General features: G+C 72.2%; 16 protein-coding genes. 6 read left to right on the plus strand and 10 right to left on the minus strand.

Translation table 11 applies throughout. The features are described 5' to 3' along the window. Positions 1–276: 276 nt before the first annotated feature. The gene (locus ACWD4B_RS32715) at positions 277–1,077 is read left to right on the plus strand and encodes a class I SAM-dependent methyltransferase (RefSeq protein ID WP_451424170.1); all 801 of its coding nucleotides are present in this window, start codon (positions 277–279) and stop codon (positions 1,075–1,077) included. A gap of 57 nt (positions 1,078–1,134) precedes the next feature. Next, complete coding sequence (locus tag ACWD4B_RS32720) at positions 1,135–1,491, plus strand: VOC family protein (RefSeq protein ID WP_451424171.1); 357 nt, start codon at positions 1,135–1,137, stop codon at positions 1,489–1,491. Positions 1,492–1,574: 83 nt separating this feature from the next. Here the strand turns inward: ACWD4B_RS32720 and ACWD4B_RS32725 are convergent, their stop codons facing one another. From ACWD4B_RS32725 to ACWD4B_RS32750, 6 genes are all read right to left on the minus strand, one after another. Then, a complete protein-coding gene (locus ACWD4B_RS32725) occupies positions 1,575–3,437 on the minus strand; it encodes a DUF5107 domain-containing protein (protein ID WP_451424172.1) in 1,863 nt (620 codons plus the stop codon). Between the two features lie 7 nt (positions 3,438–3,444). Then, a complete protein-coding gene (locus ACWD4B_RS32730; protein WP_451424173.1) occupies positions 3,445–4,848 on the minus strand; it encodes a CoA transferase in 1,404 nt (467 codons plus the stop codon). A gap of 105 nt (positions 4,849–4,953) precedes the next feature. Then, positions 4,954–5,973 carry a methyltransferase gene (locus ACWD4B_RS32735; protein ID WP_451424174.1) on the minus strand — a complete coding sequence of 340 codons (1,020 nt, stop codon included), beginning with the start codon at positions 5,971–5,973 and terminating at the stop codon, positions 4,954–4,956. A 32-nt stretch (positions 5,974–6,005) separates the two neighbouring features. Beyond that, positions 6,006–6,761 (minus strand): polysaccharide deacetylase family protein, encoded by a 756-nt coding sequence (locus ACWD4B_RS32740; RefSeq protein WP_451424175.1) that lies wholly within the window; start codon positions 6,759–6,761, stop codon positions 6,006–6,008. A gap of 30 nt (positions 6,762–6,791) precedes the next feature. Continuing rightward, positions 6,792–7,010, minus strand: coding sequence for a DUF397 domain-containing protein (locus ACWD4B_RS32745; RefSeq protein ID WP_451424176.1), 219 nt, complete (start codon positions 7,008–7,010; stop codon positions 6,792–6,794). Further along, positions 7,007–7,816 carry a helix-turn-helix domain-containing protein gene (locus tag ACWD4B_RS32750; RefSeq protein ID WP_451424177.1) on the minus strand — a complete coding sequence of 270 codons (810 nt, stop codon included), beginning with the start codon at positions 7,814–7,816 and terminating at the stop codon, positions 7,007–7,009. Before ACWD4B_RS32750 ends, ACWD4B_RS32745 begins: the two co-directional genes overlap by 4 nt. Positions 7,817–7,951: 135 nt before the next feature. Between ACWD4B_RS32750 and ACWD4B_RS32755 the strand changes: the two genes are divergently transcribed. Both ACWD4B_RS32755 and ACWD4B_RS32760 read left to right on the plus strand, forming a co-directional pair. Continuing rightward, positions 7,952–8,122, plus strand: a complete 171-nt coding sequence (locus ACWD4B_RS32755; protein ID WP_390778061.1) for a hypothetical protein — start codon at positions 7,952–7,954, stop codon at positions 8,120–8,122. Beyond that, positions 8,077–8,382, plus strand: coding sequence for a DUF6255 family natural product biosynthesis protein (locus ACWD4B_RS32760; RefSeq protein WP_451424178.1), 306 nt, complete (start codon positions 8,077–8,079; stop codon positions 8,380–8,382). The genes ACWD4B_RS32755 and ACWD4B_RS32760 overlap by 46 nt, the downstream gene beginning before the upstream one ends. A 3-nt stretch (positions 8,383–8,385) precedes the next feature. Here ACWD4B_RS32760 and ACWD4B_RS32765 read toward each other — a convergent pair whose 3' ends face one another. Then, a complete protein-coding gene (locus ACWD4B_RS32765; RefSeq protein WP_451424179.1) occupies positions 8,386–8,922 on the minus strand; it encodes a hypothetical protein in 537 nt (178 codons plus the stop codon). 232 nt (positions 8,923–9,154) lie between these two features. Here ACWD4B_RS32765 and ACWD4B_RS32770 point away from each other — a divergent pair, with 232 nt between their 5' ends. Then, positions 9,155–9,670 (plus strand): EF-hand domain-containing protein, encoded by a 516-nt coding sequence (locus ACWD4B_RS32770; protein ID WP_451424180.1) that lies wholly within the window; start codon positions 9,155–9,157, stop codon positions 9,668–9,670. 67 nt (positions 9,671–9,737) lie between these two features. Here ACWD4B_RS32770 and ACWD4B_RS32775 read toward each other — a convergent pair whose 3' ends face one another. The 3 genes from ACWD4B_RS32775 to ACWD4B_RS32785 all read right to left on the minus strand — a co-directional run bounded on the left by ACWD4B_RS32775 (position 9,738) and on the right by ACWD4B_RS32785 (position 12,306). Continuing rightward, complete coding sequence (locus tag ACWD4B_RS32775) at positions 9,738–10,574, minus strand: NAD(P)H-binding protein (protein WP_451424184.1); 837 nt, start codon at positions 10,572–10,574, stop codon at positions 9,738–9,740. 70 nt (positions 10,575–10,644) lie between these two features. After that, positions 10,645–11,376 (minus strand): uridine kinase, encoded by a 732-nt coding sequence (locus ACWD4B_RS32780; RefSeq protein WP_451424181.1) that lies wholly within the window; start codon positions 11,374–11,376, stop codon positions 10,645–10,647. Positions 11,377–11,415: 39 nt separating this feature from the next. Beyond that, positions 11,416–12,306 (minus strand): sigma-70 family RNA polymerase sigma factor, encoded by an 891-nt coding sequence (locus ACWD4B_RS32785; protein WP_451424182.1) that lies wholly within the window; start codon positions 12,304–12,306, stop codon positions 11,416–11,418. Positions 12,307–12,391: 85 nt separating this feature from the next. On the opposite strand from ACWD4B_RS32785, the gene ACWD4B_RS32790 reads away from it, so the two are divergent. Beyond that, on the plus strand, positions 12,392–13,177 hold the full coding sequence (locus ACWD4B_RS32790) for an SDR family oxidoreductase (protein ID WP_451424183.1): 786 nt from the start codon (positions 12,392–12,394) through the stop codon (positions 13,175–13,177). The last annotated feature ends 71 nt before the right edge of the window (positions 13,178–13,248 follow it).

The following is a 13,248-nucleotide window of genomic DNA, read 5'->3' on the forward strand; positions in this document are numbered from 1 at the left end:
CAGCCACCGACGGCCTGCAGCCGACGCACCACCTTGGGGTCCGGGGCGAAGCCCCGGGACTTCGGCTGCGGGTGCGTCGTGGCTGGTCGCGCAGTTCCCCGCGCCCCTTACAGGGCGCCGGACACGCCTTAGCTACACCTTTGCAGACGGGGGTGGTGTGCGGCGGGCCGACACGGGCGGGCGGGTGACGAAGTGATCCCACATGCTGAAACATGGTTCTCGCCATGCGGGACGCGCACGTACCGTCGGAGCGACGAACCGCCGAAAGGGGAACCCGTGGAACCCGTGTACACCCATGGCCATCACGAGTCCGTCCTGCGCTCGCACAGCCGGCGCACGGCCGCCGACTCCGCCGCCCACCTGCTGCCCGCGCTGCGGCCGCACCACGAGATCCTGGACGTGGGCTGCGGACCCGGCACCATCACGGCCGACCTGGCCGCGCTCGTCCCGCAGGGCCGGGTCACCGGCCTGGACGCGGCGGCGGAGGTGCTGGACCGGGCCCGCGCGGTGGCGCACGAACGCGGCCTGGGGAACGTCGAGTTCACCACGGGCGACGTCCACGCGCTGGACTTCCCCGACGGCTCCTTCGACGTCGTCCACGCGCACCAGGTGCTCCAGCACGTGCCCGACCCGGTGGGCGCGCTGCGCGAGATGCGGCGGGTGTGCCGGCCCGGCGGCGTGGTCGCGGTGCGCGACGCGGACTACGCGGCCATGACCTGGTACCCGCGGACACCCGGGCTGGACGACTGGCTGGACCTCTACCGGCGCGTGGCCCGCGGCGCGGGCGGAGAGCCGGACGCGGGGCGGCGGCTGCTGTCGTGGGCGCGCGCGGCCGGGTTCACGGATGTCACCGCCTCGGCCGGCACCTGGTACTACGCGACGCCGGAGGACCGGGCGTGGTGGAGCGGCCTGTGGGCCGAGCGCACGGTGGCCTCCTCCTACGCCGCCCTCGCCGTGGACGGCGGGCACACGGACCGCGCCGGCCTGGAGGCCGTTGCGGAGGCCTGGCGGGAGTGGGGGCGCCAGAAGGACGGCTGGTTCGCAGTCCTGAACGGCGAACTGCTGTGCCATGTCTGAGGGTTGAGGCCACGGCATGCTCCCGCGGCACGCCCTTCGCCAACTAGCCTTGATCCCATGAACATTCTGGGGACCTCGCTAAGGGTGTGCGTCGGCGATCTGGACCATGCGGTCGCCGTGTACGAACGACTGACCGGAACGGAGGCGCTGCGTTTCCAGCGCGGGGGCGTCAAGGTGGCGGCGGTCGGCTGCTTCTTCCTGATGAGCGGCCCCGAGGCGGAGCTCTCCATCCTGCGGAAGATCACGGCGACGATCGCGGTGTCGGACGTCGACGAGGCCGTCGGCGACCTCCGGGCGGTGGGCGCGGAGATCATCGCGGGCCCGGTCCCGACCCCGATCGGCCGCAACCTGGTGGCTCGCCACCCGGACGGCTCGGTGTTCGAGTACGTGGACCGCAAGGCGAGCGCCCCGTAAGGGGCGCGGGGCTGTTCCGATATGCGGCTCCGCCGCGTGGGCGCGACCAGCCACGACGCGACCGCAGACGGCCCCCGCGCCCCCTACGGGGCGAACTCCTCGTCCTCGGCGAGGTCCTCCACCACGATGTCGTCGTCGAACGGCTCACCCTGCGCCCGCAGCACCCGCGCGTGCAACAGCCGGAACCGCCCCCGCTCCCGCACCACGGAAGGCAGGGCGGCCAGCACAGTGGCCGCATCATCCGCCCGCCCCGCCGCCAGCAGCGCGTCCACCGCCTCGCGCGCCAGAGCGATCCGTGCCGCCCGCGAGGCCCCCGCCTCGCGCGCATCCGCCGCGGCGCGCGCGTACCGCTCGGCCGCCCGCTCCGGATGCCCGCACTCCGCGTCCGCGGCCGCCAGGCACCGCAACGCCGCCCACCCGAGCCCGAGCCGGAGCGCCCGCTCCCAACTCCGCACGGCCTGCGACCGGTCCCCCGCGTGCCACTGCGCCACACCCAGGTGATACGCGCTGTGCGCGCACGGCTCGGCCGCCTCCAGCACCTCGCGCCAGTGCGGCGAGACCAGCGACGGCCCCGGCTCGGGCCCCTCGTCCGGGAACGCCCCGGTGCGCAGCAACGCGCGCCAGGGCGCCTGCTGTTCGCCCAGTGTCGTCACGCCGAATGGCGTCCCGGGCAACTCGTGTCCCCCGCGCTCGACTTCGAGCGCGCCCCACCCGGAGCCCGCCGCCAGCAGTTCCTTGGGCTCGTGGTCGGCGAACGGCCGCCACGCCGCGTACGCGGCATCGACCGCGGCCCGCGGCAGCGCCGCCTCCAGCCGCCCGGCCACCTCGCCGCGGGCCGCGGACCAGTCCGCACCGTGCACCGCGGACGGGTCGGCGGCCAGCGGCCCGTACGCCTCCAGCCACGCGAACTCCCCGCCGCCGTCCAGCAGGACGTGCTCCAGCTGGGTACGGGCCAGCCCGGCCTGGATCTCCGCGTACCCGCCCGTGCCGGGCTCCGTGAGCCACTCCTGCCAACGCCGCCCGCGCGCTCCCGTGCCCCACGTGAACAGCTTGCGGCCGCGCAGCAGTTCGGTGGAGGTCTGCACCAGGCCGTGGCCGTGCTCGTCCAGCGCGGCGATCCAGCGGCGTTCGCCGTCCGGCACCTCGTAGAAGGCGTCGGCGGGCTGCTCGCCGCTCAGCGGGTACGAGCGGTCGGCCCCGTCCCGGACCGGCACCGGGACACGGCGCAGTGTGCGCTCGTACCCGAAGTCCCAGGCGGAGTCGGCCGGTGCCAGGACACGCGTGCGCGGCGTCTCGGGTACGGCGGTGTTCGACCACCAGTAGACGGGCGCGGGTTCGTGGTGCGGATTGCGGACGCGCACGCCCACGTAGAGGAAGTCGGAGCCGTCGGGCAGCCACAGGTCCACCTGGAACGGCAGGTCGCGCAGCCGCTCCCACTCCCACAGCCGCAGCATCTCGCCGCCGTCGGGCGCGGGCACGCGGGCCGCGTGCAGCGGGGCGACGGAGAGGGTGGTGTGGCCCGTGGCACCGATGTTCCACTCGATGCCGCCGGAGAACCAGGCGCCGTTGAGGGCGAAACCGGCGGGCTGGAACACGGGGTTGGTGTACAGCAGCGAACGCCCGGTCGGCTTGTGCTCGATGGAGTGCACCCGGCCGCCCAGTCCCGGGAGGACGGTGACCTTCAGCCGGTCGTTCTCGATCACGATCGCATCGAGGTCGGTCTGCACGCGTTTGCGGGAGTAGTCGTCGCGGCGGCGCACGGGCTGCACGGTGCGCAGCGGGGCGTTGCCGATCTGCCGCGCCATGTCGGCCGGCAGGACCGCGGCCTCCTCCGGGTCGATCCGGTGCACGTCCCCGGGGGGCCGCAGCGCGGGCAGCGGGTTCTCGGGGCCCAGCGGAGCGGCGGGCAGGGACAGGACGGCTCGACGGATGGTGGTCGTGGCCACGGAAACCTCACCTCTCGGCATCGGACGTCTGCTGTCCGCGCCAGGCAGGGGCATCGCTGCCCCAACGCCCGGGCGGACGGGACCAGTCGCGCGGCCCGCCGTCGAAGGACACGGGCGGCAGGGCGTACCGGACACGCCCCAGCGGTCCGTCCGCCTCGGCCAGCCATGCGGCGGGGTCGTACGCCCCCGAAGGCCTTCCCTCGTCCCTGCCCATGCCCCGCATCAGCCATGCCGCGGTCTGCGCGAGGGCGAGCCGGGCGAGACGGCTCCCGCCGCCCGTCAACTGCTCGGTGACGGCCCGCAGTACGGCGGCGGCGAGCAGGTACCCGGTGCCGTGGTCGAGGGCCTGGGCGGGCAGGGCGCCGGGTTCGCCGCCGTCGCCCTCGACGGACGCGATGCCGCAGGCGACCTGCACCAGGGAGTCGAACCCGCGCCGCCCGCCCCACGGCCCGTACGCGCCCCAGGCGCTCAACTGCCCGACGACCAGCCCCGGCCGGCGCGCGGCCAGGTCCTCCGGAGCCAGCCCGTGGGCGTCGAGCGCGCCGGGCCGGTAGCCGGTGACGACGACGTCGGCGGAGGCGAGCAGCTCCTCGAAGACGGCCCGGTCCGTGCGGCGGGCGAGATCGAGTACGGTCGAGCGCTTGCCGAAACCGGTGTCGCTGTGGGCGTCCTGGCTCTCGGGGAGCTGCGGCGAGTCGATGCGCAGGACGTCCGCGCCGAGCAGGGCGAGAGTGCGCGTGGCGACGGGCCCGGCGATCACACGGGTGAGGTCCAGCACGCGCAGTCCGGCGGCCGGCCCGTCGGCGGGGCCGGCCGGGCCGAGGGCCCGCAACGGCCCGTCCGCGAACCGTTCCAGCGTGAGCAACGGGCGCTCCGCCACGGCCGCGCCCTGCGGGTGGGCGGCCCACTGCCCGGGAGTGCGTACGGCGACGGCCAGCCCGCCCGCCGCGTACACGGCCTCCTCGACGTCCGCGGCGCTGCGGCGGGCGAGTTCGGCGGCCACGCGCGGGACGAGCGCCTCGTCGTCACCGCAGTCGGCGACACCGAGCGCGGCGAGCAGCCGGGCCCGGTGGTGCGGGTAGTTGGCGTGCGTACGCACGCGGCCGTCGGCGGTGTGCCAGAACCGGGACAGGGGCGCGAACGAGACCGGGGCGCGGCCGTCGATACGCAAGTGCCGTTCGCTGACGAAGGCGGTGGCAACGGCCCCGTCGTCGATGCGTACGGTCGGCACCGCGCCCCCGCTTCGCGCACCGGCCAGTTCGGCGGCGGCCAGGGCGCACACGGCGACGGTGGAACGCGCCAACTCCCGCACGGGCAGGCGCGCCGGGAGTACAGCGGCGGGGCCGCCGTACTCGATCGCGGCCGTGCGGGCGGGGTCCCCGCCGAGGACGGCCCAGGCGTGCTTGATCATCCTCGCAGTGTGGCACTCAGTGCCAGGTGATGGGAAGGGCTACCGCGCCCCGTCAGGGGCGCGGGGAACTGCGCGACCAGCCACGCACGGTCCACAGCGGAGCGCTCAGGCGGCAACGGCCTCGATCACGCAGTACGGCACCCCGGGCCCGATGGGAACAACCGACGCCAGCGACAGCCCCGCCCGCGAGAACAGCTCCGCGAACTCGTCGTGCGTCCGTTCCCGACCGCCCAGATTCACCAGCATGTTGAGGTCGCTCATGTAGTTCAGCCCCTCCTGCCGGTCGTTCGCCACATCCGGCAGCACCGTCTCGATGACGATCACCCGGCCGTCCGCAGGCAGCACGGCCCGGACATGGCGCAGGATCGTGGCGGCCTGGTCGTCCGACCAGTCGTGCAGCACGCTCTTGATCACATACGCGTCGGCGCCCGCGGGAGCGGAGGCGAAGAAGTCACCGGCGACGAGGTCGCAGCGCCCCGCCAGCCCCGCCCGCTCCAGCTTTGCGGCGGCCTGCGACAGCCCCTCGGCGGAGTCGTAGAGGATCCCGCGCAGGGCGGGATGGGCCCGGAGCACGCCGGCGAGGAGTGTGCCGTCGCCGCCCCCGATATCGGCGACGACGCCGAACCGCCCGAAGTCACAGGCCTTGGGCAGGAGTTCCGCGGCGGCCCGGGTGCCCTGGCTCATGGCGATGTTGAAGTGCTCGGACAACTCCGGGTTGTCCTTGAGGAAGCTGAAGTAGTCCTTGCCGAAGGCCGTCGCGAAGTACGGCTCGCCGGTCCGTACGCTCTCCCCGAGGTGCTCCCAGGAGCGGAGCATCGACGGATCGGTCAGCAACTTGACCATGAAGGCCAGGGATTCAGGGTGATCGACGCGCAGGAACGCACCGGTCTCGGTCGCGGCGAAGGTGCCGGGGGCGGTCTCGGTGAGCAGCCCGATCCCGGTCAGCGCCCGGAGCATCCGGGTCGTCGACTGCAGGTCGGCCTTCCCCTCCGCGGCCAGCTCCTCCGCGCTGCGCTCGCCCTCGCCTATCCGGTCCAGCACCCCGAGACGCAGTGCGGTGCCTATCAGATGCCCGATCATCGGGCCGAACGCCAGTTGCATCATCCGTGAGCGGTACTCGGTCATACGACACCCCTTCGGATTCGAGTCAGCTCACCCTAACTCCCGTGCGGGCAAAGCCGGATAAGGGCCCCGAGATCGACGATCCGGTAGCCGCGCGCCCGCACGGCGTCGATGATCTGCGGCAGGGCTTCGGCGTCGAGGACGTGGCCGCCGTCCCCCACGTCGTTGCCGACGTGCATCTGCACGATCTCGCCGGGGGCGAGCGCCGCGAGGGCCCTCTCGACGACCTTGTCGGCGGTCATCCCGCGCGCGGTGCCGAGGTAGCCCTTGGTGTCGGTGGTGAACTCGACGTCGGTGAACCCGAAGGCGTTCACCTCCGCAATCGCCTGCGGAGTGGTCTCGCTGTACGGGAACCGGAACAGCGGCAACGGCTCGGTGTGCCCGGCCCTGCGGATGGCGGCATCGGCACGCCACACCTCTCTGGCCATCGCGAGGCGGGTGAGGCTGCTGAAGTGCGGGTGACTGTAGGAGTGACTGCCGAGGCCATGGCCTGCGGCGGCCATGGCGCGTACGGCTGCGGGGTGCCGCTCGGCGAACTGCCCGGTCGGAAAGAAGGTTGCCGGCACGGCGCGTTGACGGAGGGTGGCGAGGGTGGCGGCGATGCCGCCTTCGTCCCAGGCGGCGTTGAAGGTGAGCGCGACGACGCGCTCGGTGGTGGGGATCCGGCGGACCTCGGTACGGCAGACGTCGGGCGGTGCCGGCCGGCTCGCCGCGGGTCGGCTCGCCGCCGGGGCCGTGGCGGTGCCGAGCAGGATGGCTGCGATTGCGAGTGCCCTCGCGATTCGGTTCATACCTGCTCAACGCGGTTGCCCTGCGGGCGGCTACGGCTGAAACGTTCCTTCTTGGAGGGCGGCCACGAAGGCGGCCCAGGCGGGGGCCGGGACAGCGAGGGCCGCCCCACGGGGGCGCTTGCTGTCCCGGACGGGGACGGTGCCGGATACGGCGGCAAGATTACGAGCGAACTCAAGGCATTGGCCTTCGTTCCCGCCGCTATAGCTTGACTTGAACCACCCGGCAGCGGATATGTCTTGCACGCTCATGAACTCTGCTCCTCCATGACTCTCCGGATCAGGGCCAGTGACTCCTCCGGGGACAATGCGTCCGCACGCAACCGGTCGTACATCACGAGCGCATCCGCCACGGTGGCGGGTGAATCGATCACTTGGCCATGGATGGGATTCTCCACGTACAGGACGTCGGGCTCGCCATCGAACCGGAGAATGTCGAAGGCGAGACTCGCGGCCGGCGCACCTGAGGCATATGGGAGCACCTGAAGGGTGATGTGGGGCGACTCCCCCTGTTCGAGCAGGTGACCCAACTGCCTGCCCATCACGGCCGAGCCGCCGACCCCGCGGCTCAGGCAGGACTCGTCCAGAACGACCCACAGCAGCGGGGGATTCTCACCCTCGATCACCTGACGGCGCTTGAGCCGTCGTGCCACCCTTTCGGCGGTCTCCTCCAACGTGTCGCGAGGGTGGGCCTTGCGGAATACCGCGTGAGCGTATTCCTCGGTCTGCAGCACCCCCATAATGAGGTTCGAGCTGTAGTCGAGGACCGTCGTTGCACGCTGTTCCAGCATCACATACGGCTCGAACCACGTGGGATACCCACCACTCTTGGCAGCCCGCTTCCGCAACCGGGCGAACGTCCCCGGTGTACCGAAAACGACATCGCACGCCTGGGCGAACTCCAGGCTGGCAAGCCGCTCCCCCGCCTCCACCTTGGCGACGTACTGCTGCCCGTACTGGGCCAGTTCGCCGAGCTCCCGCTGGCTCATCCCCCTCGCTGTGCGCCACTCGCGCACCTCGGTGCCGAAGTAGGCCGCCCCGCTGACCGGTGATGTCACGCAAACCCCCTTCACCCCAATGCCGTTGGGGTGGCCCCAACCCTGGTCACGGTAGGGGCGGAACGCCACGCTGGGGGCGAACCCCGAAGAACATCGCTCGCGTGAGTGAGCGACCGGCAAACAAAGGTTGCCCCGATGCCCCATACCCCGGAACCGACCCGCGAAGCCGCCCGCAGGGCACCCCGTTGTGCGGCGTGTGCGTGGATCAAGGACGAGCATGCCAAGGCAACGGCGGCGGGCGACCGCATGGCGGCCGACAAATGGGTCGTCCTGATGGGCCGTCACCAGCGCTCGGACCACGGGTGAACAACTGCGCCCACCCGCAAGGGTGGGCCGTCCACGACGGCGTCGCCCACTGCGCCGCCGGTTGCGGGACACGGCGCTACCCCGGGTACGAGGCCCTGCGCATCGGGATCGCCGAACGCAGCTGTTCAACTGCGCAAGCAGGAAACGGGCCAAAACCGGATCCCGTGACCGTAGGATCCATTCCGCTGCCGCCGAACGGCCCGAACGGCGCCGGCAAGGGGGATTCAGCACCGCGCAGCGGCCCCGCTGCGCGGTGCTGATGGTCAGGGCAGGATCTCCAGCTGAACGCCGCTGTTGCTGCCCCGGATGCCGGAGGTGAGGCAGTCCGTGGGCAGTTGCCGGGGCGGGGCGGCCACGGTTCGCCGTACCTGGTGCCCTGCGCCGCGGCCTTCGGCGACGCGGCCCGATTGCAGGATGGCCAGGACGCCCGCGACACGAGCCGTGGTGGCATTGTCGATGACGATCACCGACCGTTCGCCGTCGGCGTACCGGACCTTCTCCACGCCGAGCGCATCGGCATCCGAGACGCAGGACGCCATGGTCGGGGAGGAGTCGAAGGAGCTGGTGGCCGGGACGGTGTGGCCGGCACGTACGGTGCACGAGTAGCGCACGTCCGCGTGAATGCGGGTCGGCTGCGGCAGGAGAGCGAGTGGCGGGTCGTAGCGGCTGTCGGAATTGCCCGTGCAGGTGACGGCCCCCTGCCCGCCGGGCCACGCCTGACTGTCCGGCGCCCACACCAACGACGAGACCACCAGCGCCAGAGAGCCCAGCGCCACCGCCGCACCACGAATTCCGAACACATACCCTCCAAAACGTCCGAACCGCTTGCCACTTGACTGCCCCCGGCCGCAGTCGTCACCCCGGCGCCTCGCAGCGCGCCGCCCGCGCGCGCCCGCCCTGACGCGCGGCCCCACACGCCACCGCTTCCGTCGGCTTCACCCGCTGCGACGGCCGTACGAGATCCCGGAGCACGCCGGGTAGGAAGGGCGGGACGAGACATCGTCGAGCTGATGCGAGCAGGAGGAAATCCGCGTGGACCGTACGAGCACCACAGCCGCCGCCACCCCCACCCGGCGCGTCTTCGCCATGATGGACAGGGACGGGGACGGCGTGATCTCGGCGCACGACTACCTCTCCCGCATCGACCGGGTGGTCAGGGCGACGGGGCGCACGGAGGGGGACCCGCTCGTCGCCACCGCCCGTGCGGAAGGGCTCAAGGCCTGGGAGACGATGGACGCCGACGCAGACGGCCGGCTGACCTTCGACGAATACGACGCATGGGTGGACGGCGACAAGTTCGACAACGTCTGCCAGTACGCACTGGGCTCGCTGTTCGACCTCGTCGACGCCGACGGGGACGGCGCCCTGGGCTGCGCCGAGTTCACCACCCTGCGCATCGCGCTCAACAATCCGCCCGACAACGCCGAGGCCGCGTTCGACGCGCTGGACACCGATGGCGACGGGCGGGTCGCCCGCGACGCGTATCTGGCGGCGATCCGCGCCTACGTCGTCGGTGACGACTCCCCGATGGGCGAAGCCTTGTACTGAGCCGCATATGTAACCGCACCGCGCAGCGGCCTCGCTGCGCGGTGCTGATGGTCAACTGGTCTCTTCGTCAGCGGAACGCGGCCACGTTCTCCCGCGCCCATTGCGCGAAGGTCCGGGCCGGACGGCCCGTGACGCGCTGCACCGTGTCGTGCACCTCGAACAGGCCGGGCCGGGGGTCGCCGCCCATGAGGTCCAGCACCTCCTTGGCCCTCTCGTCGCCCAGGCCGGCGGCGTACTGCCGGTGCGCGGCGTCCCGCGCGACCTCAACGCAGGTGAGCTCCCGGCCCAACGCCTCGGCGATGGCCGCGGTCTGCTGCCGCGGCGTGACCGTCTCGGGGCCGGTGAGCGGATACGTGCACCCGCGGTGGCGAGCCGGGTCGGTGAGGGCGGCGTGGGCGACGGCGGCGATGTCGGCAGGGTGGACGGCGGGCAGTCCGGTGTCGGGGAACGGCGAGAACACCGATCCGTGCTCGCGGATGGGGACCGCCCACCACAGGGCGTTCGAGTCGAACTGCGTCGGGCGCAGGATCGTCCAGGCCATCCCGCTGTCCTTGAGGGCCTGTTCGACGGCCAGCCGCTCCTGGCTCGTGATGAGGTGCGGATGGGTCCCGGCGCCGAGGGACCCCAGCAGGACGACGTGCTCCACACCGGCGGAGCGGGCGGCCGCCAGGACGTCCGCCTCACCGCCGAAGCCCGGTACCAGGAAGAGCGAACGCACGCCGTCCAGCGCGTTCTTGAGCGTCTCGGGCCGGGCGAAGTCGCCCTCCACGGCCTCGACCCCCTCCGGGAACGCGGCCCGCTGCGGCTCGCGCGTCAGCCCGCGCACGGGTGAAACTCCGGAGCGGTGCAACTGCTCCAGCAGGATGCTGCCGACGGTCCCCGTCGCGCCGGTCACCAGAATCATGCTCACGTCTCCGTTTCCCTCCCCCGAGGTCACTTCCTGCCACACGCTAGATCCTCAACTGTGGTTGAGGTCAAGCCATATGCGAACGAACGACGCGCGGACGCGCGAACACCGAGTTGTCGATGACAACGTCCATCATCGGCAACGGATCGACTTCCTGACGATAGACGTGCTCGGCCACCAGATACCTGTTGCGGTGGATCGACTCCGCTTCGCTTCCGGCCCAGTTCCGGTCGCGCTCGGCACCCCGCTGAACGGACAGGTCCTCATCCACCTGCAGCCAGATGCGGAAGTCCCAGTACTCGTCGATCTCGGGGCGGAAGGCGAAGACACCGTCCACGATCAGCACCGTGTCCGCCCCGAGTTGCGTCACCTCGGACGAGTGATCCCGTTGGGTCAGCGGGTCGATGCTGCACAGCACACAGGCTGTCGCCTCCGGTGACCGGCAGGGGTCCAGCAACAGGCGCTTGACCGCCTCATAGTCGTACGCGTTGCGGTAGTACCCCTCACCGGACTCCCGGTCGTAGAGATGCCGGTCCCTCCACGGCTTCTTGAAGTCGTCGAGTGTCGTCCGAAGCACCGGCCGCCCCGCAGCACTGATCTGCTCGGCCAGTTCATGTCCGAAGCTCGTCTTCCCGGCAGCGGTGGAGCCGTCGACCCCCACGAGCAGGCGGCGCCGGCCGAGGGCCAGGATGCGCTTGGCGATCCCCTCGACCAGCATGCTGCGCTCGACGGAAGCCGCCGGAGGGCACGGCTGCCGCCAGGACGAAGCCGAATGATGCACATCCGCCGGTGACCTCATGGACGTGAACCTATCGGCGTCCGGCCCGGACGGTCACCGTCAGGCGTCCAGTACCGACAGGTCCAGCCGACCGAGCCGTTCCGGGTCGGCCAGGACGTGGATGGCGGCGATCTTCCCCGCCACGACGGTGAAGGCCATGACGGACAGCGGCCGCCCGTTCGGGACGACCACGGCGCCGGCGGTGCCGTTGACGAGCGCCGGGCGCACGAACGGGGAGAGCTTGCCCCACATGGTCGCCTGGGCGGCCACCGTTCCCGCGCCCTGGAGCGTGAGCGTCAGACTGGCGCCGGCGCCGGCGTCCGAGCGGAGGACGACGTCGGGGTCGAGGACCGAGACGAGCGCCTCGAAGTCGCCCTCGCGCGCGGCGGCGAAGAACGCGTCGACGGCCGCGCGCTGGCGGGCGAGGTCGGGGTCGGGTGCCGCGGCCCCGCCCTGGACCCGGCGGCGGGCGCGGCTCGCGAGCTGGCGGGTCGCGGCCGTCGTCTTCTCGATCAGCGGCGCGATCTCGTCGAAGGGCACGGCGAACATGTCGTGCAGGACGAAGGCGAGCCGCTCCGCGGGGCCGAGGGTCTGCAGGACGACCATGAGGGCGATGCCGACCGAGTCGGCGAGGAGGATCTCCCGCTCCGGGTCGACGACGCCCTCCTCGCGGCTGATGACCGGGTCGGGGACCCGTATCTCCGTCTCCAGCGGGTCCTCGCGCCGCTGCTCGCGCGAGCGGAGCATGTTGAGGCAGACGCGCCCCACGACCGTGGTCAGCCAGCCGCCGAGGTTCTCCACGGCGGCGATGTCCGTACGGTCGAGCCGCAGCCAGGTCTCCTGGACCGCGTCGTCGGCTTCGCTCAGCGAGCCGAGCATCCGGTAGGCCACCGCCCTGAGACGGGGCCGGTGTTCCTCGAAAAGCACGGTCACGGAAGTTTTCTCGTCCACCTGTCACATTCCTTGCTCGCGTCGGGTCATAGAGGCAGAGACCCGGAAGATCATCTCCCGGGCGAGCTCAGAGGATGGTGCCGAGATGGCTGCGAAGACCGCGAAGACCGCTCCCGTTCTGGTCACCGGTGGCACGGGAACGCTCGGCCGCCACGTCGTACCGCTGCTGCGGGACGCCGGCCGCACGGTGCGGGTGCTCAGCCGACGCGGCGGCGCGTCCACGGACGCCGGTGTCGAGCACGTGGCCGCGGACCTGCTCAAGGGCGAGGGCCTCGACGCCGCACTCGACGGCGTCGCGACCGTCCTGCACCTCGCGGGCGGCCCCAAGGGCGACGACGAGGCCACCCGGAACCTGGTGCGGGCCGCGCGGCGCGCCGGGGTGGAGCACCTGGTGTACATCTCGGTGATCGGGGCGGACCGGCTGCCGTTGGGCTACTTCAAGGCCAAGCTCGGCGCGGAGCGAGCCGTGGCCGAATCCGGCATTCCGTGGACGACTCTGCGGGCCGCCCAGTTCCACGACTTGGCCCTGACGGTCGTCGAGAAGATGGCGAAGCTGCCGGTGGTCCCCGCCCCGGGCGGCCTGCGCTGGCAGCCGGTCGACGCGCGCGACGTCGCGGCCCGGCTCGCGGAGCTGGCCCTCGGCCGGCCGGCGGGTCTGGTGCCGGACCTCGCCGGGCCGAGGGTGTACGAACTGGGCGACCTCAGCCGCGGCTACCTGCAGGCGCGCGGCAAGCACCGGCTGACGCTGCCCGTCCGGGTGCCGGGCAAGGTCGGCCGCGCCTACCGCGCGGGCGAGAACCTGACGCTCGAAGGCGCCTCGGTCGGCCGGCGGACCTGGGAGGACTTCCTGGCCGAGCGCAGCGCCCCGTAAGGGGCGCGGGGAACTGCGCGATCAGCCACGACGCGCCCGCAGTCGACGTCCCGGGGCTTCGCCCCGCGCCC

The sequence above is a fragment of the Streptomyces sp. NPDC002536 genome, from assembly GCF_053594995.1.

What these genes read in the sequence shown, in the direction of transcription:
- ACWD4B_RS32720 (WP_451424171.1), top strand. Translation starts at nt 1,135, where the DNA reads ATGAACATTCTGGGGACCTCGCTAAGGGTGTGCGTCGGCGATCTGGAC.
- ACWD4B_RS32730 (WP_451424173.1), bottom strand. Translation starts at nt 4,848, where the DNA reads ATGATCAAGCACGCCTGGGCCGTCCTCGGCGGGGACCCCGCCCGCACG.
- ACWD4B_RS32735 (WP_451424174.1), bottom strand. Translation starts at nt 5,973, where the DNA reads ATGACCGAGTACCGCTCACGGATGATGCAACTGGCGTTCGGCCCGATG.
- ACWD4B_RS32740 (WP_451424175.1), bottom strand. Translation starts at nt 6,761, where the DNA reads ATGAACCGAATCGCGAGGGCACTCGCAATCGCAGCCATCCTGCTCGGC.
- ACWD4B_RS32745 (WP_451424176.1), bottom strand. Translation starts at nt 7,010, where the DNA reads ATGAGCGTGCAAGACATATCCGCTGCCGGGTGGTTCAAGTCAAGCTAT.
- ACWD4B_RS32755 (WP_390778061.1), top strand. Translation starts at nt 7,952, where the DNA reads ATGCCCCATACCCCGGAACCGACCCGCGAAGCCGCCCGCAGGGCACCC.
- ACWD4B_RS32760 (WP_451424178.1), top strand. Translation starts at nt 8,077, where the DNA reads ATGGGTCGTCCTGATGGGCCGTCACCAGCGCTCGGACCACGGGTGAAC.
- ACWD4B_RS32775 (WP_451424184.1), bottom strand. Translation starts at nt 10,574, where the DNA reads ATGATTCTGGTGACCGGCGCGACGGGGACCGTCGGCAGCATCCTGCTG.
- ACWD4B_RS32780 (WP_451424181.1), bottom strand. Translation starts at nt 11,376, where the DNA reads ATGAGGTCACCGGCGGATGTGCATCATTCGGCTTCGTCCTGGCGGCAG.
- ACWD4B_RS32790 (WP_451424183.1), top strand. Translation starts at nt 12,392, where the DNA reads ATGGCTGCGAAGACCGCGAAGACCGCTCCCGTTCTGGTCACCGGTGGC.